The sequence below is a fragment of the Thomasclavelia ramosa DSM 1402 genome (assembly GCF_014131695.1).
Taxonomy (GTDB): Bacteria; Bacillota_I; Bacilli_A; order Erysipelotrichales; family Coprobacillaceae; genus Thomasclavelia; species Thomasclavelia ramosa.
In genome coordinates, this window is the sequence record NZ_CP036346.1 from 329,599 (window position 1) to 351,849 (window position 22,251).

Genomic DNA, 22,251 nt, shown 5'->3' on the forward strand with positions numbered 1-22,251 from the left:
TAACATAAGGAGAACGATATGAAATATCTATATTTTATGCTAGGAATAATATTTACAGGGATTGGAATGATTGGCGTAGTTTTACCAGTTTTACCAACAACTCCTTTTCTTTTAGTGGCAATGTTCTTTTTTACTAAAAGTTCTTCACGGGCTAAAGTCTGGTTTGAAGGGACAAAAATTTATCAAAATCATTTAAATGACTTTGTAACTAAAAGAGCTATGACATTGAAAACCAAAGTGATGTTGTTATCGTTTGCAAGTACGATGTTATTAATTGCATTTTTAATGATGGATAATATTTATGGAAGGATAACAATTGTTTTATTAGTAATATTTAAGTATTATTATTTTGCATTTCGAATTAAAACAATTAAAGAAGTGAGCAATGATTAATAAAAGATTAGTTAGTTATTTAAAAGAGGATAAAAAATATATTTATTTACAAGTTTTGATGCAGTGGCTGGCATTGATTGGTCAAGTAGTAATTATTGCAATTATAGCTAATATGATCAATGAACTTTACCAGGGGCATCAAGTAAATAATTTTAGTATTAAAGTCATAATCATAATTGTATTAATTTTGATTAAAGGTTATTTTGGTAAATTAGTATCATCTTTTTCTTTTAAAGCTGCAAAAAATATTAAAGGAAAATTAAGATGTGATATTTATCAGAAAGTATTATTATTAAATAATCATTATAGTGATGTAATCAGTACGGCTTCATTAACGCAATTAATGAGCGAAGGAGTTGAACAATTAGAGATTTATTTTGGTAAATATTTGCCACAATTTTTCTATAGTATGTTAGCACCACTGACACTGTTCATTATTTTGGGACGAGTAGAATTCAAAGCAGCCCTAGTATTGTTTGTTTGTGTTCCTTTAATTCCGGTATCGATCGTCTTAGTTCAAAAGTTTGCTAAAAGATTATTAAATAAGTATTGGGGTCTTTACGGGAATCTTGCTGAACGCTTTTTAGATAATGTTCGCGGCTTGACAACATTGAAAGGGTATCAAGGGGATCAAGCTAAACATCTTGAAATGAATGAAGAAGCACAACGATTTAGAAATATTACGATGAAGGTTTTGGTAATGCAGCTAAATTCTATCAGCATTATGGATCTTGTTGCTTATGGTGGTGCAGCACTAGGAATTATTATTTCACTATACAGTTATCAAGGTGGAGCAATTGATTTAGGGCAAACATTTATGATGATCATGTTATCAGCAGAGTTTTTCATTCCGTTAAGACTGCTAGGATCATTTTTCCATATCGCTATGAATGGTAATGCCGCAAGTGAGAAAATTTTTAGGTTATTAGATACACCGGTAAATGATCATAAAGAATTAGAAATTACTGAGATTGAAAAAATTGAAATTACTAGACTGTCGTTTGGATATGATGAAGAAATAGTATTGAAGGATGTTAGTTTAGAAATTGATGAACCTGGTATTTATGGTGTGGTTGGAAGCTCAGGGAGTGGTAAAAGTACGATTGCTAAATTATTAATGGGTTATTATGATAATTATCAAGGTGTTTTAAGCTACAATGGAAATCAAGTCAATCAAGTCAAACATCAAAGTTTAATGAAACAAATAACAATGGTTGAACATAATCCTTATATTTTTGCAGGAACTGTCCGCAGTAACTTAAGTGATGGGAATGATAACTGTGATGATAGTATAATGATTGAGGTATTAAAGAAAGTTAATTTATGGAATTATTTTGATGGAGTTAATGGTTTGGATAGTGAAATTGAAGAGCGTGGAAATAATTTGTCTGGTGGACAAAAACAACGTTTAAGTATTGCCCGAGCATTATTGCATGATACTAGTGTTTATATTTTTGATGAAGCGACATCTAATATTGATATTGAAAGTGAAGAAATAATTATGAAAGTAATTGAGCAGATGCGTGATGAAAAAATTGTTATTTTAATTTCACATCGTTTAGCAAGTGTCGAAAATTGTAAATGTAACTATGTCTTTAGTCAAGGGAGATTAATTGGCTGGGGAAATCATAAAGAATTGATGAGAAATAATCCAGAATATATAGAGTTAGTTAATACCCAAAAAGAAATTGAGAATTATGGAGGCCAGGCAAATGCAAAAACGGAGTAATTTAAAAGTAGTAATCAGTTTGATTGCTTTAGTCAAATCAATGCTCTTAATCATGCTTGGAGCAATTATTTTAGGTGTTATTGGCTACTTGGCTGCTATTTTTCTAACGGTAATAGCAGGAGAAATCATGATTAAAGTAATTAAGCATGAGACTTTTACTAGTTTATTATATTTATTGATTGCTTGTGGAATATTAAGGGGCTTTCTACGTTATGGGGAACAATGGTGTAATCATTTTATCGCATTTAAATTATTAGCGATGATCCGAGATATTGTTTTTGCGAAACTTAGAAAATTAGCACCAGCAAAACTTGATGGTAAAGATCAAGGAAACTTGGTAGCCATGATTACTAGCGATGTAGAACTTTTAGAAGTGTTTTATGCACATACAATTTCCCCAGTGATGATTGCTTTAATTGTTTCGATTATTATGATTATCTATATTGGATATTATCATTTTGCTTTAGGTCTTTTAGCAAGCACTGCTTACCTATTTATTGGTGTAATTATTCCTTTAATTGTTGGTAAGAAGTCGGGAAATATGGGGTTAAATTATCGGAATGATTATGGTAAGTATACTAGTTATGTACTAGAGTCTGTCCATGGTCTAAGAATTATTGATCAATTTTCCCGTGGTAATAAACGCCTAAAAGAAATAGATAAAAAAAGTGAGTTATTAAATGAGCAAAATAAAGAATTAAAAGATCTTGAGGGTCAATATCGAATGATTGGAGATATTTGTGTTAGTTTATTTTCACTAGCAATGTTTATCTTAGGATATTATTTATATCGCCAAGGATCAATTGAATTTAATGGCGTTTTAATTAGTACGATTGCTTTAATGGCATCATTTGGACCAGTCTTGGCTTTATCTTCATTAGCACATAATCTAGTTATTACTTTTGCAAGTGGAAATCGTGTTCTTGACTTATTAGCTGAAGAACCTCAAGTTGAAACTGTAATCAATGGATATCAGGGGAATTTAGGAACGATTGAAATAAATAATTTATCATTCAAATATGAAGCTGAAACGATTTTAGATAAAATCAATTTAAGTATTAAACCTGGTGAAATCATTGGAATTGAAGGACGAAGTGGAAGTGGTAAAACAACGCTATTGAAATTATTGATGCGTTTCTATGATCCTACTGACGGAGAAATTCTGATTAATGGTCATGACATCAAAACATGGCAAAGTGATTCTTTAGCGAAATTAATTAGTTATGTTACCCAAGATACATATGTTTTTAATGATAGTATTATCAATAATATTAAATTAGGGATGGAAACTAGCGATGAGGCTGTGATTGAAGCTTGTAAGAAAGCCAATCTTCATGAATTTATTATTAGTTTAAAAGATGGTTATGAAACAATGATCGGGAGCCTTTATCAGTCTTTATCAGGGGGACAGCTGCAAAGATTATCTCTAGCTAGAGCTTTTTTACATGATGCACCATTGATTCTATTGGATGAACCAACTAGTAATCTTGATAGCTTAAATGAAGCTTTAGTATTAAAATCACTAAGTGATAATCATCAAGGGAAAACCATTATTATGGTTAGTCACCGACCTTCATCATTAAAAATCTGTGATCGAATTATTAAAATAGAACAGGGGAGACAGAGTTAATGACGATTGATCAAGAAAAAGAATTAATTAGTATAATGATTAAAATCTATGAAGATGGTAATAAAGTCGATTTAAGTGATTTAAAAAATTATGCTTTTAAGCGAATTGAATTTTGCCCTCGTAAAGAGGAAAAGACATTTTGTTCATCATGCCCGATTCATTGCTATCAAAAAACATATCGGCAGCAAATTCGAGAAGTTATGAAATATTCAGGAAAAAGAATTATCTTCAAACATCCAATCATTGCCTTCAAACATGTAATAAATACGCTAAAATATAAAATAATGAGCTAAAATAAACCGATTGTACTAGGTAATGATATTATGATATGATATCTAGAGGAATCGGGGTGGCTTGATGGAAAATCTAGAAACACAACGCTTGATAATTAGAGAGTTGGAAATAAAAGATGCTATGCGTTTGAGTGAATATCGTGATAAAAGGGAAGTTGCTTTCTATCAATCATGGTGGCGGTACCCTTACCAGAAAGCCTTAAAAAGAGTAGAGTATTGTGTTAAACATCCTTTTGATGGAAGTCGTGGTAATTATCAATTAGGTGTAGTATTAAAAGAAAATAATATTTTGATAGGTGATTATTTTTTAGAGGTCTTAGAATCTAATTCTATTACGATCGGTTATACTTTTGATAGTGATTATTGGCAACATGGCTATGCAATTGAATCGATGCGAGCACTTTTATTGGAGTTAAAAAATAGATATAATTTTAAAATTGTTTTTGCTCATGTTTATGATGACAACATAAGATCTATTCGTTTGCTTAAAAATCTTGGATTTGTTCAATATGAAACATCTAAGATCATGGGGGATATTGGATTTAAATTAAGATTATAACAACTGGTGTAAAACTAGTTGTTTTTTTGTTTGTAAATCTATAAGTTTTTATTTTATTTTAAAATAAATAAAAAGTGACAAATTATTCTACTGTAAGTATCTATAATCGATATTACGAGGTGAATGAAATGGATTTGACAGTAGCAAAAACAAAAACAAAAATAAAGAATACTGGAATGACTTATGTTTCAATCTTTGGATTAACCCTCCTTCTAGGTTTAGTAAAAATATATGACACATCACTGTGTTTTGTTCTCCCCATGCTAGTAGTATCATTTATGTGCGGCTATCGACATATCATTATGTACATGACCGCTTTATTATTGGTATCATACATATCTTATGATAACTATATGCTATTATTAGTTTCGATTACTAGCGTGATAATTATGCAAGTGATGATGTACTTAAAATTTGTCAAAAGTAAGTATTTAGCCCTAGTAGTTACTTTGGTAAGTTTACTCTTTCTTTACATTTATCAATATAATTATATTGAAGTATTAGTTATATTATCCTTTACACTATTACATAGTCTACTGTACCTAGAAGTAGTGCCTCTCTTTATCCATAACACGATTGAAGTATATACCAATAAACGGATGATGATTCTTTCAACAATGATAATGTTAGCCATCATTTCATTAGTTGAGCTCAATCAAGTCTATATGATGATATTACTAAGGTTCTATTTATTACTAAGTGTCTATTATTTAGGAATTAATAGTACCATGCCTACGATTCTATATATATCAATCATATTAATGTTTATTAATCCCTTATTAAAAGAGGAAATACTATCATTAATCCTTCCTTTTAGTATTTTCTTTATGTATAAGCCGGAAAATAAATTAGTCTGTTCAACCGTTTATCTTGTAAGTCATCTAGTTCTCCCTTTCTTTATTACATATGATTATTACTATCATAGTTTTATTATTGTAGTAAGCGCAACGTTGTTTTTATTTGTACCTACCTTTAAACATAAGCCTAAATTACTTAGTGATGATTTTAAAAATATCACAAGTCGAAACAAATTAATTCAACGTGCTACCACATTCGCCTCTTTATTTAAACAATTAACAGATATCTTTCAAGAAGCAAATCGTAATGTAAATGTCGGTGAGTTTGTTGGCTATGTTTATGAGGATGTATGTTCCAAATGTCCTAGTCGGGATTTATGTTTTTATCGTGATGGGAGTGTAAGTCGATTAGGAAAATTGATTAATAAAGGATTTAAGACTAACTACACAAAAGAAGATATTAACTATATTAATAGTAATTGCATTAGTCCAAATCGCTTCTTAAAGAGTATCAGTGAATATAAGGATAGTTATGAAAAGATAAAAAGAGTTAATCAGGAAAATTCGCATTTAAAGAAAGATTTGTTTTATGAATTTTCGTTATTGAGTGAGGTGTTTGATAATTTTAGCAATTCTTTAGAACAAACGCCATTAAATGATGATAGTTTAAAAGAGCATTTATTAGGCTATCAATTTAATATTACATATTTATACCGTCATCAAATCGGTAATAATGTTTATACTTTAGAATTAGGATTAATGGATATTAGTGAGGAGGAGGTTGTTAATGAACTAGTTCCAATAGTAGAGTCATATTTAAATGAAACATTAGAAATAGTTTCTCTAAAGGATTCAATGCATCATCTTGGTTACACGTCATTAGTTTTAAAACATCAACAAAATTATTCATTGCAGTATGGTTTTCAGCAATATGCTTTAGAGCCTCTTAATTGTGGTGATTCGTTTAGCGCGTTCCATCAAGATAATCTTCATTATTTAGCATTGAGTGATGGAATGGGTCAAGGCAAGATGGCTGCTAATGAAAGTAAGTTGACATTAGAAGTACTATCAAAATTAATTTTAAATGGAATTGGATTAAAAGATACAATTGATTCAATTAATGCTTTATTAAAAATAAAAAATCGTAACGACATGTTTACGACTTTAGATCTATGTAATATTAATCTTGCTAATGCCCGAATGAAGTTAATCAAATATGGTGCTAATCCAAGTTATCATATTCGTAGTGGAATGGTTGAAAAAATTGCAACTAATTCATTACCAGTTGGAGTTGTTTCTAAATTAAAAATGGTTAGTTATGAGATGCCGCTAAAAAATAATGATTTAATTATTATGTCAAGTGATGGCACAGGAAATGATTTTGAACAGATCGTTAATGATAATGTTCACTTATATTGTGATCAGCACCCACAAGAAATAGCTACTTTTTTAATGGATCAAGTATTAGAGAAAAATAATTTAGATGATATAAGTATTATAGTTATTAAAGTGGTAAATAATTAATTTAGTGGACTTCATTAGTTTGAATGAATCAGCGATATGTACCCATAATTTTGGACATGTTTATTTATGAACTAGGCAATACATATGGATGTTTCCTTGTATCTTACAGGAGATATCCGTTTTGTTTTTCTTGAATTCTTTGGTTGTTGTAATGATCTATATATTCATCTATAACAACTGCAAATTCTTCAAAACATTTAAATTCATTTTCATAATACATTTTATTCTTTAATTTTCAAAAAAAATTAAACTAGGAAACATCAGTTGTACCAAAATTTCTATCTATGGTATTGTCAACAATCTTACTGAATAATCCTAAGTTGTACATAATGTGATGGACACGTTTATGATTTATCTGGTAAGCACAGTTAAGAAGTTCTCGATAGACCCTACACACTCCATAACGACTTTTATTTTGTTTGAATATTTTTTACTGTTTAAGCTAATTCTCTGTTTCTTTTTCTATTTTCATGGTAATACACTGCTAAATAATAAAGGCTATTTTTAGTATTATTAAAGCAAAATTTTAAAATATCTATATTTCAAAAAGTATAAAAAGATAGTGAGAATTTAGCTGAAATTTCTATTAGATGAGGTTAATTTATGGAATTGTGAATAAAATTAGTTATTTTAGAATAAATGTGTTATACTGCAAAAAACGATTAAGAGAGAGAAATAGATGAAATTTAGTGAATTAGAATTAATTGAACCATTATTAAATGCAGTAAAAGAAATGAAATATGATATCCCCTCACCGATTCAAGAACAGGCAATTCCAGCAATTATTTCGGGAAGAGATATTTTTGGATGTGCCAAGACTGGAACAGGGAAAACAGCAGCTTTTGCTTTACCGATTTTACAAAAATTATATTTACGTGATGAAAGCGAAAAGTATCCACGAACTATTAAAGCACTGATTTTGGCTCCGACTCGTGAATTAGCAATTCAAATCAATGAGACTTTTGAGGCAATGAATCCGCAGGTTAATTTAAAATCAGCAGTTATCTTTGGTGGGGTTCGTCAGGGTAGTCAGGTTACTAAAATTAATCGTGGGATCGACGTGCTGATTGCCACGCCAGGAAGACTGATTGATCTTTATAATCAAGGATTGGTGGATTTAAAACATGTAGAATACTTAGTTTTAGATGAAGCAGATCGTATGTTGGATATGGGATTTATTAAAGATATTCGTAAGATCTTAAGATTTATTCCTCGTCGTCATCAAACTATGTTATTTTCAGCAACCTTACCTGATGAAATTAAACACCTGGTTAGTGATCTACTGAATGACCCGCTTAAAATCATGATAAGCAGTGGTAATGTTACAGTAGAAAAAATTAATCAATCGCTATACTTTGTTGATAAAGTAAATAAAGCTAAGTTATTGATCAAGTTATTAGAAAATCCTCAAATATATAATGCAATTGTTTTTGTTAGGACAAAAAGAAATGTGGATACTTTATGTAAGAAACTAATTAAGGCGCAAATAACTTGTGAGGGAATCCATGGTGATAAATCTCAAAATGCACGTGTTCGAGCATTAAATAACTTCAAAAATGATAAAGTTCGAGTTCTTGTTGCTAGTGATATTGCTGCTCGAGGGATCGATATTGATGAATTAACACATGTTATTAATTTTGATTTACCTGATCAAGCAGAAAATTATGTTCATCGGATCGGCCGAACTGCTCGTGCTGGAGCATCGGGAGAAGCAATTACATTTTGTAGTTTTCAAGAAAAGGCATTATTAAAAGATATTCAAAAATTTATTAACCAAGATATTCCGGTGGTGGATAACCCTTATTACCCAATGAAAGATTTATCAATACCAGAAAAGAAACATAAAAGTAAAAAAAAGGGTGAAACACAAAAATCACGTGATAAAGCTAAGCACTTGAAACAAGGACAAAAAAAGTCATCAGTAAGAACAAATAACATAAAAAAGAATAGTAAGACAAAAAGAAGTAATTTTAAAAGAAGGCGTCCTTAAAAATGACGTCTTTTACTAATTGATTAGTGAAAAAGTCACGAAAATGATATGTTAAATTAATAATTATTTGATATAATGGTAAAGATATTGAGGTGATTAAATGGATAGTTTTAAAGATTTGCTGAAAATGCAGGAGCTGTATATCCTTGGGGTATCAGGGGGCTGTGATTCGATGGCATTATTAGACATGATGAATCAAGCTGGTTACCAAATAATCGTATGTCACGTCAATTATCATTTACGCGAAGATAGTGACCTAGATCAACAGACAGTTGAAGCATATTGTCACCGATATGATTTGCCTTGTTATGTTCGAGAAATTGATAAACAAGTTTACGGACCGGATAATTTCCAAGATCAAGCTCGGCGGCTACGCTATCAATTTTATTTAGAAATTGGAATGAAATATCAAACCCAAAAGGTGGTTTTGGCCCACCATCAAAATGATGTTATTGAAAATATTGTAATGCAGTTACAGCGCCATAACACTAAGGGATATCTGGGAATCCAAGAAATCAGTGAAGTATTTGGAGTAACTGTAATTAGACCGTGCTTAGCGGTACGAAAACAGTTTTTAAGAGACTATTGTCATGGTCATAATGTTGAATATCGTGATGATTATACAAATTTTCAAACTGAGTTTACTCGTGATTATGTTCGAAATGTTACTTTGAAAGATTATGATGAAGAAAAAATAGAGAAATTACTTAAGTGGGCACAAGAACATAATCAAAGATATGCTAGTAAGCTAAAACAATTACAAATTTATCTTGATTTATATCATCAAAAAAATAAAATTGATTATACTTGTATTCCTAAAGAGCTGTTAGATGGATTTATTTATGAAATTTTAAAAGAAGTTGTTTATCCCCCTTTGATCAGCAATGCTTTGATTAAAGAAATTATTAAACAAATAAAAAGTAATAAGCCAAATATTAATATGGATTTGCCTGTTAATATTAGGTTCATAAAAGAGTATGATAATATATGTGTTTCTAATTTGAAAAATAACCATAGCTATTGTTTAAAATATGAACATTTAGTTTATGATAAGCATGAGCACTTTTATTTAAGTGAAGTAGGTCATTTAAATGAAGGCGTCTATGTGAGTAAAGAAGATTTCCCAATTACGATTAGATCGGCACGTCCTGGTGATGTTATTGTTACTGCTGGTGGAACAAAAAAGGTTTCGCGATTGTTTATTGACAATAAAATTCCTAAAAGTAAGCGGGATACTTGGCCAATTGTTGAAAATAGCCAAGGAATGATAATTCTTGTGCCACATCTTGCAAAAAATATTGGGTATTTATATTCAAAACCCAATATATATGTGGTAAAATTAGAAACATATACGACTAGGAGTGAGATAATGCATAAGGATATAAAAGAAATTTTGATCAGTGGAGATCAAATTAGTGCTAAATGTAAAGAATTAGGGGCAATCATTGATAAAGACTATGAGGGGAAAGAAGTCCTATTAGTTGGTTTATTAAAAGGTTCAGTCCCTTTTATGGCGGAGTTATCAAAATATTTAAATACTGATGTTACTTTCGACTATATGAATGTAAGTAGTTATGAGGGTGTTGAATCCAAGACATTAGTTGTTAAGCAAGATTTAAAGGAAGATGTCAGTGGTAAAAATGTCTTGATCGTTGAAGATATTTTAGATACTGGAAAGACGTTATTTAATGTTAAAGAGATGCTATTAAAACGTAAAGCCAATAGTGTTAAAATTGTCACTATGTTAGATAAAGAAGAGGGTCGGGTTTTTGAAATGAAGGCCGATTATGTGGGATTTAAAATCCCTAATGCTTTTGTAGTAGGCTATGGACTTGACTTTAATGAAAGATATCGTCAATTGCCATATGTTGGAATATTAAAAGAAGATTGTTATAAGTAAGGAGAGTATATGAGTAATAAGAATGGATTATTAAAATCGATTCTTCCATGGGTAGTTCTATTATTCTTAATCGGTGGACTTGTTACCTATATGAATCAGGGTAATAGTAAAGAGATTAAGTATAGTGAATTCGTGGAAGTAGTCCAAGACGAAAAAATTAAGGAAGTAGAAATTGTTCCTTCAAGTTTAGTCGTTGATGTAAGTGGGAAGTATACAAAGAAAGTAGATGGTAAATCAACAGAGTATGAATTTACAACTACGATTCCTAATACTGAAGCTGAAATGCAATCATTAACTGGATTGTTAAATGAAAAGGGTATTGAAACTACGATTGTTGATGCTAATGATCGTGGTGTATTTATGAAGGTCATTATTAGTATTTTACCATATGTATTATTACTTGGAGGAATGTTCTTTATCTTCAAGATGATGGGTCAAGGTGGCGGAAATGCTAAAGCCTTTGATTTTGGTAACTCTAGAGCTAAGTTAGAAAAAAACCAAACAACTAGATTTGCTGACGTAGCTGGTGCTGATGAAGAAAAAGAGGAATTAAAAGAATTAGTAGCATTCTTGAAAAATCCGAAAAAGTTCGCTCAAATGGGGGCTCGTATTCCAAAAGGGGTATTACTTGTGGGGCCACCAGGTACTGGTAAAACTTTATTAGCAAGAGCCGTTTCTGGTGAGGCTAGTGTGCCTTATTATTCAATTTCTGGTTCAGAATTCGTAGAAATGTTCGTTGGTGTCGGTGCTGGTCGTGTTCGTGATATGTTCAAAAAGGCCAAACAAACTGCGCCATGTATTATCTTTATCGATGAAATTGATGCTGTTGGGCGTCAAAGAGGTACTGGTATGGGTGGTGGACACGATGAACGTGAACAAACTCTTAACCAATTGTTAGTTGAGATGGATGGATTTAGTGGTAATGAAGGGATCATCATTTTAGCGGCAACAAACCGTGCTGATGTATTAGATCCAGCATTATTACGACCAGGTCGTTTTGACCGTCAAATTCAGGTAGCTAATCCTGATAAGAATGCTCGTACTGAAATCTTAAAAGTTCATGCGCGGAACAAAAAATTTGCTCCCGATGTAGATTTTAGTAATATAGCACAAAGAACTCCTGGATTCTCAGGGGCTGAACTAGAAAATGTTTTAAATGAAGCTGCTTTATTAGCAGTTCGTGAAGATCACAAAGTAATCTCAATGGATGATATTGATGAAGCAGTTGACCGTGTTATGGGTGGACCTGCGAAAAAATCTCGTAAATATAGTGAAAAAGAACGCCGTCTAGTTGCATACCATGAAGCTGGACATGCTGTGTTAGGTTTAACTTTAGAAGCTGCCAACAAAGTTCAAAAAGTAACTATTGTGCCACGTGGCCAAGCTGGGGGTTATAACTTAATGACGCCTAAAGAAGAAACATATTTCCAAACTAAGACTCAATTAGAAGCTAATATTGCTGGATTTATGGGTGGTCGTGTAGCTGAAGAAATTTTCTTTGGTGATGTAAGTTCCGGTGCTCATAACGATATTGAACAAGCAACTAGAATTGCAAGAATGATGGTTACTGAATTGGGAATGTCAGAACTTGGTCCAATCAAATATGATTCTGAACAAGGAAATGTTTTCTTGGGACGCGACTATACACAACACAATAATTCTCATTCTGGGCAAATTGCTTATGAAATTGATGTTCAAGTTCGTAAGATCATCGATGAATGCTATGCACAGGCAAAAGAAATTATTGAGGCTAATAAAGATAAATTAGTAATTATTGCTGATGCTTTATTAGAATATGAAACATTAGCTGGTGAACAAATTGAAGCATTATTTAATACAGGTAAGATGTTAGATCGTCATGATGGAACAGTTGATAGTAGCTCTAATGATGATTCATCAAATGATTCTAATGCTTCAAGTACAACAACACCATCGTTTGATGATGCTGATGATCTATTAGATGATATGAAATAAAAGCGGTATCCGCTTTTTTTCATATGTGAGGTAAATGATGAACAACAAGAAAAGAAAAATATTTATCTATTTTATTATTTTGTGTATGATAATACCAATGATATTATCATCATTGATGGTATTTTTATAAGGAGAATATATGAAAGATTATTTAGTTAGAGGTTTAGTTAATAGTAAAAACTGTCGTGTTTTTGCTTGTAAAACGACTAATTTAGTAGATGAGGCTCGCAAACATCATAATTTATGGCCTACTGCTTCTGCAGCAATCGGGAGAATGATGTCAGCTACTTTGATGATGGCAAAAATGAACAAGAATCAAGAGAAAATGACAGTTGTGATCAATGGTGGCGGTCCAATTGGAACTATGATGACGGTTACTAATGGTGATGGAAATATTAAAGGATTCGTTGCTAACCCAGAAGTGCATTATACTTATAATGATACTGGTAAATTAGCAGTTGGTGTAGCAGTTGGACATGAAGGAACTTTACAAGTAATTCGTGATATGGGTTTAAAAGAACCGTTTACGGGATCAGTTCCACTACAAACTGGGGAAATAGGTGATGATTTTGGTTACTACTTTGCAGTTAGTGAACAAACTCCTTCAGTTGTATCGGTTGGGGTACTAGTAAATGATACTAATGAAGTGCTTGCTTCAGGTGGATTTATTATTCAATTATTACCTGAGGCTATTGAAGAAGATATTGATTATATCGAAAAAGTTGTCGCTCAATGTCCGCCGGTATCTAAGTTGATCAATGAAGGGAAAAGTCCTGAAGAGATATTAAAGCAGCTATTTGATGATGTGGAGATTACTGAAAAACAAGATTTGTTTTTCAAATGTGATTGTTCAAAAGAAAAAATGGGTAAGGCTTTGATTACAGTTGGTAAGGATGAGTTACAAGCGATGATTGATGAGGATCATGGTTGTGAATTAAGTTGCCAGTTTTGTAATAAAAAATATCAATTTAGTGAAGAAGAATTAAAAGAAATTAAAAATAGATTATAGTAGAATAGTGAAAACTATTCTATTTTTTGTAATTTTATGTGATTATTTTGCTACAAATGTACTATTATGGTATTTTTTAGGTAAATTTTGTGCTATGATAATGGTATAGACAAATAAAGTGAGGGAAAATCAAATGAAAAAACTATTAAGTGTAATGTTACTGGCATTGCTATTAACAGGATGTGGTGGAGAAGAAAAAACCACTACTATTTGTAAAGGAAATATTGATGAAATGACAGCAGCTGAAGTTACGATCGAAGCAACTGGTGATAAAACTGATGTCATGAAAAGTACAGTTACTTATGATTTTACTGGTTATGTAACTGAAAGTACACCAATTGATACTTATTGGCTTCCTAAAGTGAAATCTATTAATGTTGATTATGATTCATTAAAAGGTGGTTCAGCTAAATATACTGTAGATGGTGAAAAAATTATTCTTAAAATTGAATTAGATTATGGTGAAGCTGATTTTGATGAACTTAAAAAAGCTAAATTAGTTACAACTACTGATAGTGATAAGAAAATCGTGTATATTTCTTTAGAAGAAACAATTAAAGAACAAGAAAAAGGTGGACTTACTTGTAAAGAAAAATAAAAAGAAAGGCGGGGGAAGCCTTTCTTTTTTTGTTGGAAACCAACATATTTAGGAATATAACTAACTCGATAACTTACGTCTATTTCGGGGAGGAAAATAGCGGGGAAGGGTAAGTTATCTATAAATAGTATGGCTATGAAGAAATATTTTATACATTTATATTTCTTTTTTTTTAATTTATTGATAAGATACTTTTGAGGAGTGACATAATGTTTAAAATAGGAAATGTAGAAATAGAAAATCCAGTAGTAATGGCACCAATGGCAGGGATTACTAATATGGCTTTTCGTAAAATTATTAAAGATTTTGGTGCCGGACTTGTCTATTCGGAAATGGTTAGTGATAAAGCGCTATGTTATGGAAATGCTAAAACAATAGAAATGTTACAAGTAGATGATGGCGAACATCCAGTTAGTATTCAGCTATTTGGCGGTGAAGTAGAAACAATGGTTCAAGCAGCCAAATATATCGATAAACATTCTAATTGTGACATTATTGATATTAATATGGGATGTCCAGTAAATAAGGTTTTAAAGGCCGATGCTGGTAGTAAATTATTATTATATCCTGATAAAATTTATGAGATTGTTAAAGGTGTCGTTGATAATGTAACTAAACCTGTTACAGTAAAAATACGTAGTGGTTTTGATAAAGAACATATTAATGCAATTGAGGTTGCTCAACTAATTGAGAAGGCTGGTGCTAGTGCTATTGCAATTCATGGTAGAACTCGTTCGCAAATGTATGAAGGTCATGCTGATTGGGAAATAATTCGTCAAGTCAAAGAAGCTGTGAAAATCCCAGTAATTGGCAATGGCGATATCAAGAGTGTTGAGGATGCTAAAAGAATGCTTGAAGAAACAAAAGTTGATGCAGTTATGATTGGTCGTGCGGCCTTAGGAAATCCATGGTTGATTAAACAGGTTGTAGAGTCTTTAAAAACTGGTGAAACAATTAGTGAACCTACTTATCAAGAAAAAATTACGCAGTGTTTAGCACACGCACGACGTTTAATGGAAATTGAACCAGAAAAGGTTGCTATGTTTCAAATGCGTGGCCATGCGCCATGGTATATCAAGGGATTAAAGTCTTCAGCTCGTGTGAAAAATGAATTATCTAAGATTAATACTTTTGAAGAACTTGAAATTATTTTGAAAGAGTATCAAGAATATTTAGATCAGTTGGACTAAGAGTTGCAACAAGTTTATATTTTGGTATAATTGAAATAATAATTAAAGGGGGATTTGAGTAGTGATTATTAGTGGTAAAGAAATATCTGTAAAAATAAAGGATCAATTAAAGGAAGAAGTAAGTAAGATAAAAGAAACATATCCACGTCTACCTAAGTTGGTTGTAATACTAGTAGGGGATAATCAAGCTAGTCAGACATATGTTAGGAACAAAGAAAGAGGTTGTCAGTATATTGGGATTGAATCAGAAATCTTGAGACATGATGCATCTTTTAGTGAAATCGAATTATTACAAGAAATTAATGATTTAAATAATGATGATACTGTTGATGGAATTTTAGTGCAATTACCATTGCCACAGCATATTAATGAAGAAAAAGTTTTAGATGCGATTGTTCCTAGTAAAGATGTTGATGGTTTTCATCCCGAAAATGTGGCTAAATTATTTTTAGGACAACATAGTTTGGTTCCTTGTACACCAAAAGGGATGATGGTTTTATTAGAAGAAATTAATTATGATTTGGCGGGTAAAGAAGTAGTAATTGTTGGGCGCAGTAATATTGTTGGTAAGCCGGTAGCCTTATTGTGCTTACAAAAAAATGCAACTGTTACAATTGCACATAGTCAGACAAAAGATTTAAAGGCAGTTTGTTCACGTGCTGATGTACTTATTGCAGCAATAGGGAAACCGAAATTCTTTAATCACGAGTATGTTAAAGATGGTGCAGTAGTATTAGATGTAGGAATTAATCGTGATGAAAATAACAAATTATGCGGTGATGTTGATTTTGATGATGTTAAAGACAAAGTGTCAGCAATTACTCCAGTTCCAGGGGGAATTGGACCAATGACGATTACAATGTTAATGAAAAATACAATTGAAGCTTTTTATCATAGAAATGGTGACTAATATGGAATATAAATTAAATGATATTGTTGAAATGAAGAAGGCTCATCCATGCAAAAAGTCAACACAATGGCAAATTATTAGAATGGGTGCAGATATTAAAATTAAATGTTTGGGATGCGGAGCGATTGTAATGTTCCCACGCCGTGAATTTGAAAAAAAATTAAAGAAGATAATTGAGTAGTATGGATGATGATGATTTATTAGAAGATGAATTAGATAATGTCTTAGATATATATTGGCACTTTTAGTGCCAATTTTTTTGTTTGATTAATCTTGTAAAAAATATACAGTATTGGGAATAGACAATTTAAGGAAAGATAGCTATGATTGAAACAGGAGGAAAGCATTATGACGATTAAGGAATTATTGGAACAAGCTGATACAGTATTGAAAGATGAAAAGTTACGCGAAATGTTTAAACGGTGCTTTTTGTCTACGCTAGAAACAAGTGTTAAACGAGAAGGTGATAAGACTTATATTATTACCGGAGATATTAATGCAATGTGGTTACGTGATTCAAGCTGTCAAGTTAATCATTATTTAAAATATACTCATAATGATAGTGAATTACAGTCAATAATCAAAGGATTAATTAAAGCTCAAGTTGAATATGTTTTGTGGGATCCTTATGCAAATGCATTTTTAAATACAGAAGATGTTGAAAGGGAATATCATGATACGACTATTATGAAGCCGTATGTCTGGGAGCGAAAGTATGAATTGGATTCATTATGTTATCCGGTAAAATTAAGTTATCAATATTATAAAGAAACTGGTGATAAAAGTATTTTTGATCAACAGTATTTACATTTTATTAGAACTCTTTTAAATGTTTTTGAATGTGAACAAAATCATAGTCAAAATTCATCATATACGTTTGAACGAGAAGAAGCAAAAAAATGGAATTTAAGAAAAACCGAAACCCTCCAAAATAAAGGACGTGGTTTTGAAACACGTTATACCGGAATGATTTGGAGCGCATTTAGGCCAAGTGATGATGCATGTACTTTTAATTATAATATTCCTGGCAATATGTTTTGCAGTGTTGTTCTGGGATATCTCAAGGAAATTGTGGAATTAGTGTATCAGGATGAATATCTTCAAGAGCGAATTGTTGATTTGAAATTTCAAATTGATTATGGTATTGAATTATTCGGTATTGTTAGACACCCTAAATATGGGAAAATATATGCCTATGAAACAGACGGTTATGGGAATCATGTATTAATGGATGATGCCAATGTACCAAGTTTATTGTCAATTCCATATTTAGGATTTGCGGATGCTAATGATGAAATTTACAAAAATACACGAGCGTTTATTTTAAGTAAAGAGAATCCATATTATTTTGAGGGGAACAGGGCAAAGGGAATTGGATCGCCACATACCTGGTCTGAATATATATGGCCGATTGCGCTATCTATGCAAGGATTAACAAGTTTATTACAGCATGAAAGAGAAGCATTGATCCAGACTATTATTGATAATACCGGAGGTACTGGATATTGTCATGAAAGTTTTGATGTAAATGATGATACTCAGTTTACAAGACCATGGTTCTGCTGGGCTGATTCTTTATTTGCGGAGCTTGTAATCAAAACTTATTTTGAATAAATAATATCTATGATAAAATAGAAAAATGATAAGAAGATTTCGATCTTCTTTTTTTGTTTTTTGATTAGGAAAAATTTTACAAGTTCTGTAATTCTCTTATGGAAGCGCTTTGTATATACTTTTATATGAAAGAGGGAGGAAATAAAATGAAATTAATTATGTCATTATTAGAAAAGTATTTAATGCCATTTTCTAATAAAATTACATCAAACAAATTGCTTAATGCAATTAAAGATGCTTGTATTCTTACAAGTCCTTTTACCGTGGTAGGTTCGTTGGCAGGTCTAGTAAGTCAGCAGGCAAATTATTGGTTTGGAGAATGGGGAATCCCATTGGATGGTATTTTAGGAAGTATTATCAATGCCTTTACAAATATTAATACTGTGGCTATGGGTTTAACTGGATTAGTTGTTGTTATTGCTTCTTCATACAATTATGCTAATCAATTAAAAGGGCTAAATAAAGGAGATAAATGTGTTCCATTAGTTGCTTGTATTGTTTCTTTGATTGCTTATATAGCAACTATTCCTAATGCTATTAATGTAGGTGATAGTACAATTACAGCTTTTCAAATCAACTTCTTTAATTATGAAGGAATGTTTGCGGGAATGATTATTGGATTGGCTTCATCATATATGTACTATAAACTAGTTAATTCAAAATTTACAATTAAATTACCCGGACAAGTACCGCCAATGGTATTAAGTTCATTCTTATCAATTATTCCATTCTTTGTTATCATTACTGTATTTTCAGTGATAAAGGAAATTGTTGTTTTAGCAGGATTTGATTCAATCCAACAATTGATTACTCAATTTATTATTACTCCACTAAATGGGATTGGTACAGGTTTACCAGCAGTTATTTTAGTAATTATAATTATGCAATTATTATGGTTCTTTGGAGTTCATGGTTTTTCAATTATGTGGGGATTAATTTCTGTATTGTGGATGCCAATTTTCTATGAACATATTCAAATTTTTGTTGAAACAGGTTCTTTTGATAAAATTACACAAGTAGCACCAAATACTTTATGTAATGTCTATGCAATGATTGGTGGTTCTGGCTCTACTCTAGCATTAGTTGTATTATTATTAGTATTAGGGAAAAAAGGTTCTGCTGAGAGATCGATTGGAAAGGTTTCAATTATTCCTGGTTTATTTGGGATTAATGAACCTGTAACATTCGGATTACCGATTGTATTAAATCCAATTATGTTTATTCCATTTGTATTTGTACCAGTTATTAATGCAATTATTGGATATTTTGCAACATCATGGGGATTAGTTAACCATTTGGTTGTATTGAATTCTGGGGTGGAACCAATCTTTGTTAATGCTTGGGTATTGGGGGCATTTACATTGAGTCCAGTTATTTTATGTATAGTATTATTTATTTTAGATTTAGTTTTATATTATCCGTTTGTAAAATTACAAATCAAGCAAAATACTTTAGAAGCACAGAATGAAGGTGCTGCCGTTGAGTAAGATACATTTTATTCCCCATGTTCATTGGGATAGAGAGTGGTTACGTTCAACGGATTCATCAAGAATTAAATTAGTCTATTTTTATGATCGACTGATTGAAATGTTAGAGAATGATCCACAAATGAAATATTTTACATTTGATGGACAAACAGCAGCGTTAGAAGATTATTTAGCGATTAAACCATTTCAAAAAGATAGGATTTCGCAATTAGTAAAGAATCGAAAATTATTTATTGGACCATGGTATGTTCAACCAGATATGATTATTCCCTCGGGTGAGGCGCTGTTAAGAAACTTATTAGTTGGTTCTAAATATGCTGCGGGATTAGGTCATTGTATGAATGTTGGCTGGGTCCCGGATGCATTTGGGCAAAATAAGATAACTCCTTATCTATTTAAAGAAATTGGTATGAAAGGGATATTTGCTTGGCGTGGTTTTGATTATGATGTTTTAGATGATTCATTATTTATGTGGCAAGGAAATGGTGATGCATCGCTACCAACTGTTCATTTTGCTTTGGGATATGGGCATTACCGAGGATTTCCAGAGGATTATGAAGAAGTAAAAAAAGATATGACAGATTTTATTCCTAAATTAGAAGCTCGTTATCAAGATCAAGAAGTTTTATTTATGCTGGGGAGTGACTATGCTTTTCCACGGAAACATTCTTCAAAGACAATTGAACAATTGCAAAAAGATGGTTATGACTGTATTATGAATAACCCTGAGGATTATCTTGATACACTGCTTAATGCAGCAAAGAAAAATCATCATCAATTAAAAATTTATCAAGGTGAAGCAAGAAGTGCTGCACTAGGTCGAATTCACGCTGGTATCACCTCAACTAGAATTGATATAAAAAATGCAATGCGTCATTATGAAACAATGATGGCAAAAGTAATTGAACCAATGATTAGTATCTCGCGTTTTCAAGGAGGCTATTGTGATCAAGAATTAATTAATTATTTTTGGAAGATTATTTTTAAGAATCAATTTCATGATTCTATCTATGGTTCTTCACCAGATAGTATTAACCATACTGTAGAAAATCGTTTATTAAATTTAAGACATGGTTTAAATGAGCTAATCTGGATGAATTTCCGTTATTTGGCAGAATCAGTGGATTTGAGTGTACTAAAGGAAAATGAGGACATCTTAGTTCTATTTAATACTCTTCCTTATCAGCGTAATGATTATGCTTTTACAAGCATGATTGTTAAAGATAAGAACTTTGTGTTAAAACGTCAAGATGGAACAATCGTCCCTTATGAAATAATGAATGAAGTTAAAGCAACTAGCCATGATATTGAATATTATAATGGAATGGAAAATTTTCATGATGCAGGAGAAGTTTTAGAAGGAACAAAATTTAAAGTACAAATTAAGATTGCGGCATCTTTCTTACCACCAATGGGCTATGAAGTTTTAAAAGTGTGTTTCCACGAAAGAACTTCAAAAAGACCAGAAGGAGATGTTGTCATTTTAAAAAATGGTGCTGAAAATAAGTATTTAGTGATGCACATTCAAGAAGATGGAACGCTTTCTGTTACGAATAAACAGACTCAGGAAACATATCATCAGTTAAATACCTTTGTCGAAAAGGGGGATGATGGTGATGAATATAATTATTCTCCATGTATAGATGATACAGAAATAAGAATTAATGATATTCATCCAATGATTACTTGTATTGAATCATCTTCTATTGAAGTAAAGTATCGGCTTGAATATCAAATTCAAGTTCCTGAAAAAGTAGTTGATCACCATCGTGTACAAGCATTAAAACCCCTTAAAATATGTAGCGATGTCTCTTTGAAGGCAAACAGTCAAACAATAGATTTCGTAACTAAAATTAATAATCATTCATGTGATCATATCGTAAGAGTATGTTTTGAAGATATTTATAAAGCAGCAGAAAACTGTAGTCAAGATCAATTTGGAACAATTATCCGTCAAAACGTAATAAAAAATCAAAAGAGTTTAAAAGATGGTGCCACTGAGTATGTTCTGCCAATATATGCAATGCAGCGTTTTGTTAAACTAGATCATCAAAAATCAATTATGGCAGTATTAAGTAAAGGACCATTGGAATATGAAATTGAAAATAATCAAAAAATTTGTTTAACCTTATTAAGAAGTGTAGGAAAATTTGGTAAAGCGGATCTATTGATTAGACCTGGACGTTCTTCAGGATATCGTATGGATGCACCATCTTCACAATTATTAAATCAAACTATAACAAGTGAATATTCATTGTTTTTTGGAACAAAAGAACAGATGAGTAAGATGATTCAAATAGCAGAAGTAATAAATACACCAGTTCAAACACGCTATCTTAATGATATAAGTAGACGTGAAAATTTAAAACTTGATTGGTCTTATAGTGCGATTACGTTGGATGAACGAGTGGAATTTATGGCTTTGAAAAAAGCTGAAAATAGTGAAGCTTCTATCTTCCGGATTTTAAATAATCGTGAAGTAGATGTCGCAGATGTTGAGCTTTTCATTCCTATTAATAAACGATGTTATTTATGTGATGTTCAAGAAAATAAACAAACAGAAGTTGAAAATCAAAATGGAAAGGTAATCATCAAAAATCTTGTGTCAAATACTTTCGTTACTGTTATAATAGAGTAGATTTTTTCTACTCTAT

The 22,251-nt window shown here is 31.4% G+C and carries 19 protein-coding genes; 17 read left to right on the plus strand and 2 right to left on the minus strand.

What is annotated here, in order from left to right:
- The first annotated feature begins 18 nt into the window (after window positions 1–18).
- The 6 genes from EYR00_RS01510 to EYR00_RS01535 all read left to right on the plus strand — a co-directional run bounded on the left by EYR00_RS01510 (window position 19) and on the right by EYR00_RS01535 (window position 6,925).
- Window positions 19–393 (plus strand): YbaN family protein, encoded by a 375-nt coding sequence (locus EYR00_RS01510; RefSeq protein WP_003534988.1) that lies wholly within the window; start codon window positions 19–21, stop codon window positions 391–393.
- Window positions 386–2,122 carry an ABC transporter ATP-binding protein/permease gene (locus EYR00_RS01515; RefSeq protein WP_003534986.1) on the plus strand — a complete coding sequence of 579 codons (1,737 nt, stop codon included), beginning with the start codon at window positions 386–388 and terminating at the stop codon, window positions 2,120–2,122. The genes EYR00_RS01510 and EYR00_RS01515 overlap by 8 nt, the downstream gene beginning before the upstream one ends.
- The gene (locus tag EYR00_RS01520) at window positions 2,106–3,752 is read left to right on the plus strand and encodes an amino acid ABC transporter ATP-binding/permease protein (protein WP_003534984.1); all 1,647 of its coding nucleotides are present in this window, start codon (window positions 2,106–2,108) and stop codon (window positions 3,750–3,752) included. Before EYR00_RS01515 ends, EYR00_RS01520 begins: the two co-directional genes overlap by 17 nt.
- Window positions 3,752–4,045 (plus strand): nitrous oxide-stimulated promoter family protein, encoded by a 294-nt coding sequence (locus EYR00_RS01525; protein WP_003534983.1) that lies wholly within the window; start codon window positions 3,752–3,754, stop codon window positions 4,043–4,045. Before EYR00_RS01520 ends, EYR00_RS01525 begins: the two co-directional genes overlap by 1 nt.
- Before the next feature lie 64 nt (window positions 4,046–4,109).
- A complete protein-coding gene (locus EYR00_RS01530; RefSeq protein ID WP_003534981.1) occupies window positions 4,110–4,604 on the plus strand; it encodes a GNAT family N-acetyltransferase in 495 nt (164 codons plus the stop codon).
- A 128-nt stretch (window positions 4,605–4,732) separates the two neighbouring features.
- Entirely contained in the window at window positions 4,733–6,925 is a 2,193-nt protein-coding gene (locus tag EYR00_RS01535) for a PP2C family serine/threonine-protein phosphatase (protein ID WP_003534978.1), read from the plus strand.
- A 103-nt stretch (window positions 6,926–7,028) separates the two neighbouring features.
- On the opposite strand, the gene EYR00_RS16010 is transcribed toward EYR00_RS01535, so the two are convergent.
- Both EYR00_RS16010 and EYR00_RS16015 read right to left on the minus strand, forming a co-directional pair.
- Window positions 7,029–7,145, minus strand: coding sequence for an IS3 family transposase (locus tag EYR00_RS16010; RefSeq protein ID WP_081446363.1), 117 nt, complete (start codon window positions 7,143–7,145; stop codon window positions 7,029–7,031).
- Window positions 7,146–7,175: 30 nt separating this feature from the next.
- Entirely contained in the window at window positions 7,176–7,352 is a 177-nt protein-coding gene (locus tag EYR00_RS16015) for an IS3 family transposase (RefSeq protein WP_081446362.1), read from the minus strand.
- 252 nt (window positions 7,353–7,604) lie between these two features.
- Between EYR00_RS16015 and EYR00_RS01550 the strand changes: the two genes are divergently transcribed.
- The 11 genes from EYR00_RS01550 (at window position 7,605) to EYR00_RS01600 (ending at window position 22,235) form a co-directional block, all read left to right on the plus strand.
- Entirely contained in the window at window positions 7,605–8,915 is a 1,311-nt protein-coding gene (locus EYR00_RS01550) for a DEAD/DEAH box helicase (protein ID WP_003534976.1), read from the plus strand.
- Window positions 8,916–9,015: 100 nt separating this feature from the next.
- Window positions 9,016–10,815: a hypoxanthine phosphoribosyltransferase gene (gene hpt, locus EYR00_RS15965; protein WP_003534974.1), complete on the plus strand. Its 1,800-nt coding sequence runs from the start codon at window positions 9,016–9,018 to the stop codon at window positions 10,813–10,815.
- A gap of 9 nt (window positions 10,816–10,824) precedes the next feature.
- Entirely contained in the window at window positions 10,825–12,789 is a 1,965-nt protein-coding gene (gene ftsH / locus EYR00_RS01560) for an ATP-dependent zinc metalloprotease FtsH (RefSeq protein WP_003534973.1), read from the plus strand.
- 139 nt (window positions 12,790–12,928) lie between these two features.
- Window positions 12,929–13,798, plus strand: a complete 870-nt coding sequence (gene hslO, locus EYR00_RS01565; protein ID WP_003534972.1) for an Hsp33 family molecular chaperone HslO — start codon at window positions 12,929–12,931, stop codon at window positions 13,796–13,798.
- A 133-nt stretch (window positions 13,799–13,931) separates the two neighbouring features.
- Entirely contained in the window at window positions 13,932–14,396 is a 465-nt protein-coding gene (locus EYR00_RS01570; protein WP_008792379.1) for a DUF1307 domain-containing protein, read from the plus strand.
- A gap of 209 nt (window positions 14,397–14,605) precedes the next feature.
- On the plus strand, window positions 14,606–15,586 hold the full coding sequence (gene dusB / locus EYR00_RS01575) for a tRNA dihydrouridine synthase DusB (protein ID WP_003534970.1): 981 nt from the start codon (window positions 14,606–14,608) through the stop codon (window positions 15,584–15,586).
- A gap of 61 nt (window positions 15,587–15,647) precedes the next feature.
- Window positions 15,648–16,496, plus strand: coding sequence for a bifunctional methylenetetrahydrofolate dehydrogenase/methenyltetrahydrofolate cyclohydrolase FolD (gene folD, locus EYR00_RS01580; RefSeq protein WP_003534969.1), 849 nt, complete (start codon window positions 15,648–15,650; stop codon window positions 16,494–16,496).
- Window positions 16,486–16,677: a DUF951 domain-containing protein gene (locus tag EYR00_RS01585; protein ID WP_003534968.1), complete on the plus strand. Its 192-nt coding sequence runs from the start codon at window positions 16,486–16,488 to the stop codon at window positions 16,675–16,677. Before folD ends, EYR00_RS01585 begins: the two co-directional genes overlap by 11 nt.
- Before the next feature lie 167 nt (window positions 16,678–16,844).
- Window positions 16,845–18,110: a glycoside hydrolase family 125 protein gene (locus tag EYR00_RS01590; RefSeq protein WP_003534966.1), complete on the plus strand. Its 1,266-nt coding sequence runs from the start codon at window positions 16,845–16,847 to the stop codon at window positions 18,108–18,110.
- A gap of 146 nt (window positions 18,111–18,256) precedes the next feature.
- Window positions 18,257–19,597, plus strand: coding sequence for a PTS sugar transporter subunit IIC (locus tag EYR00_RS01595; protein ID WP_009299413.1), 1,341 nt, complete (start codon window positions 18,257–18,259; stop codon window positions 19,595–19,597).
- Window positions 19,581–22,235, plus strand: coding sequence for a glycoside hydrolase family 38 N-terminal domain-containing protein (locus EYR00_RS01600; protein ID WP_226910311.1), 2,655 nt, complete (start codon window positions 19,581–19,583; stop codon window positions 22,233–22,235). Before EYR00_RS01595 ends, EYR00_RS01600 begins: the two co-directional genes overlap by 17 nt.
- The last annotated feature ends 16 nt before the right edge of the window (window positions 22,236–22,251 follow it).

Excerpts from the sequence above, each read along its gene's own strand:
- EYR00_RS01530 (WP_003534981.1), top strand. The coding sequence starts at position 4,110 with ATGGAAAATCTAGAAACACAACGCTTGATAATTAGAGAGTTGGAAATA.
- ftsH (WP_003534973.1), top strand. The coding sequence starts at position 10,825 with ATGAGTAATAAGAATGGATTATTAAAATCGATTCTTCCATGGGTAGTT.
- EYR00_RS01595 (WP_009299413.1), top strand. The coding sequence starts at position 18,257 with ATGAAATTAATTATGTCATTATTAGAAAAGTATTTAATGCCATTTTCT.
- EYR00_RS01550 (WP_003534976.1), top strand. The coding sequence starts at position 7,605 with ATGAAATTTAGTGAATTAGAATTAATTGAACCATTATTAAATGCAGTA.
- EYR00_RS01515 (WP_003534986.1), top strand. The coding sequence starts at position 386 with ATGATTAATAAAAGATTAGTTAGTTATTTAAAAGAGGATAAAAAATAT.
- dusB (WP_003534970.1), top strand. The coding sequence starts at position 14,606 with ATGTTTAAAATAGGAAATGTAGAAATAGAAAATCCAGTAGTAATGGCA.
- EYR00_RS01535 (WP_003534978.1), top strand. The coding sequence starts at position 4,733 with ATGGATTTGACAGTAGCAAAAACAAAAACAAAAATAAAGAATACTGGA.
- hpt (WP_003534974.1), top strand. The coding sequence starts at position 9,016 with ATGGATAGTTTTAAAGATTTGCTGAAAATGCAGGAGCTGTATATCCTT.
- EYR00_RS01585 (WP_003534968.1), top strand. The coding sequence starts at position 16,486 with ATGGTGACTAATATGGAATATAAATTAAATGATATTGTTGAAATGAAG.
- EYR00_RS16010 (WP_081446363.1), bottom strand. The coding sequence starts at position 7,145 with ATGTATTATGAAAATGAATTTAAATGTTTTGAAGAATTTGCAGTTGTT.
- EYR00_RS01520 (WP_003534984.1), top strand. The coding sequence starts at position 2,106 with ATGCAAAAACGGAGTAATTTAAAAGTAGTAATCAGTTTGATTGCTTTA.
- EYR00_RS01570 (WP_008792379.1), top strand. The coding sequence starts at position 13,932 with ATGAAAAAACTATTAAGTGTAATGTTACTGGCATTGCTATTAACAGGA.
- EYR00_RS01525 (WP_003534983.1), top strand. The coding sequence starts at position 3,752 with ATGACGATTGATCAAGAAAAAGAATTAATTAGTATAATGATTAAAATC.
- EYR00_RS01510 (WP_003534988.1), top strand. The coding sequence starts at position 19 with ATGAAATATCTATATTTTATGCTAGGAATAATATTTACAGGGATTGGA.
- EYR00_RS01590 (WP_003534966.1), top strand. The coding sequence starts at position 16,845 with ATGACGATTAAGGAATTATTGGAACAAGCTGATACAGTATTGAAAGAT.
- hslO (WP_003534972.1), top strand. The coding sequence starts at position 12,929 with ATGAAAGATTATTTAGTTAGAGGTTTAGTTAATAGTAAAAACTGTCGT.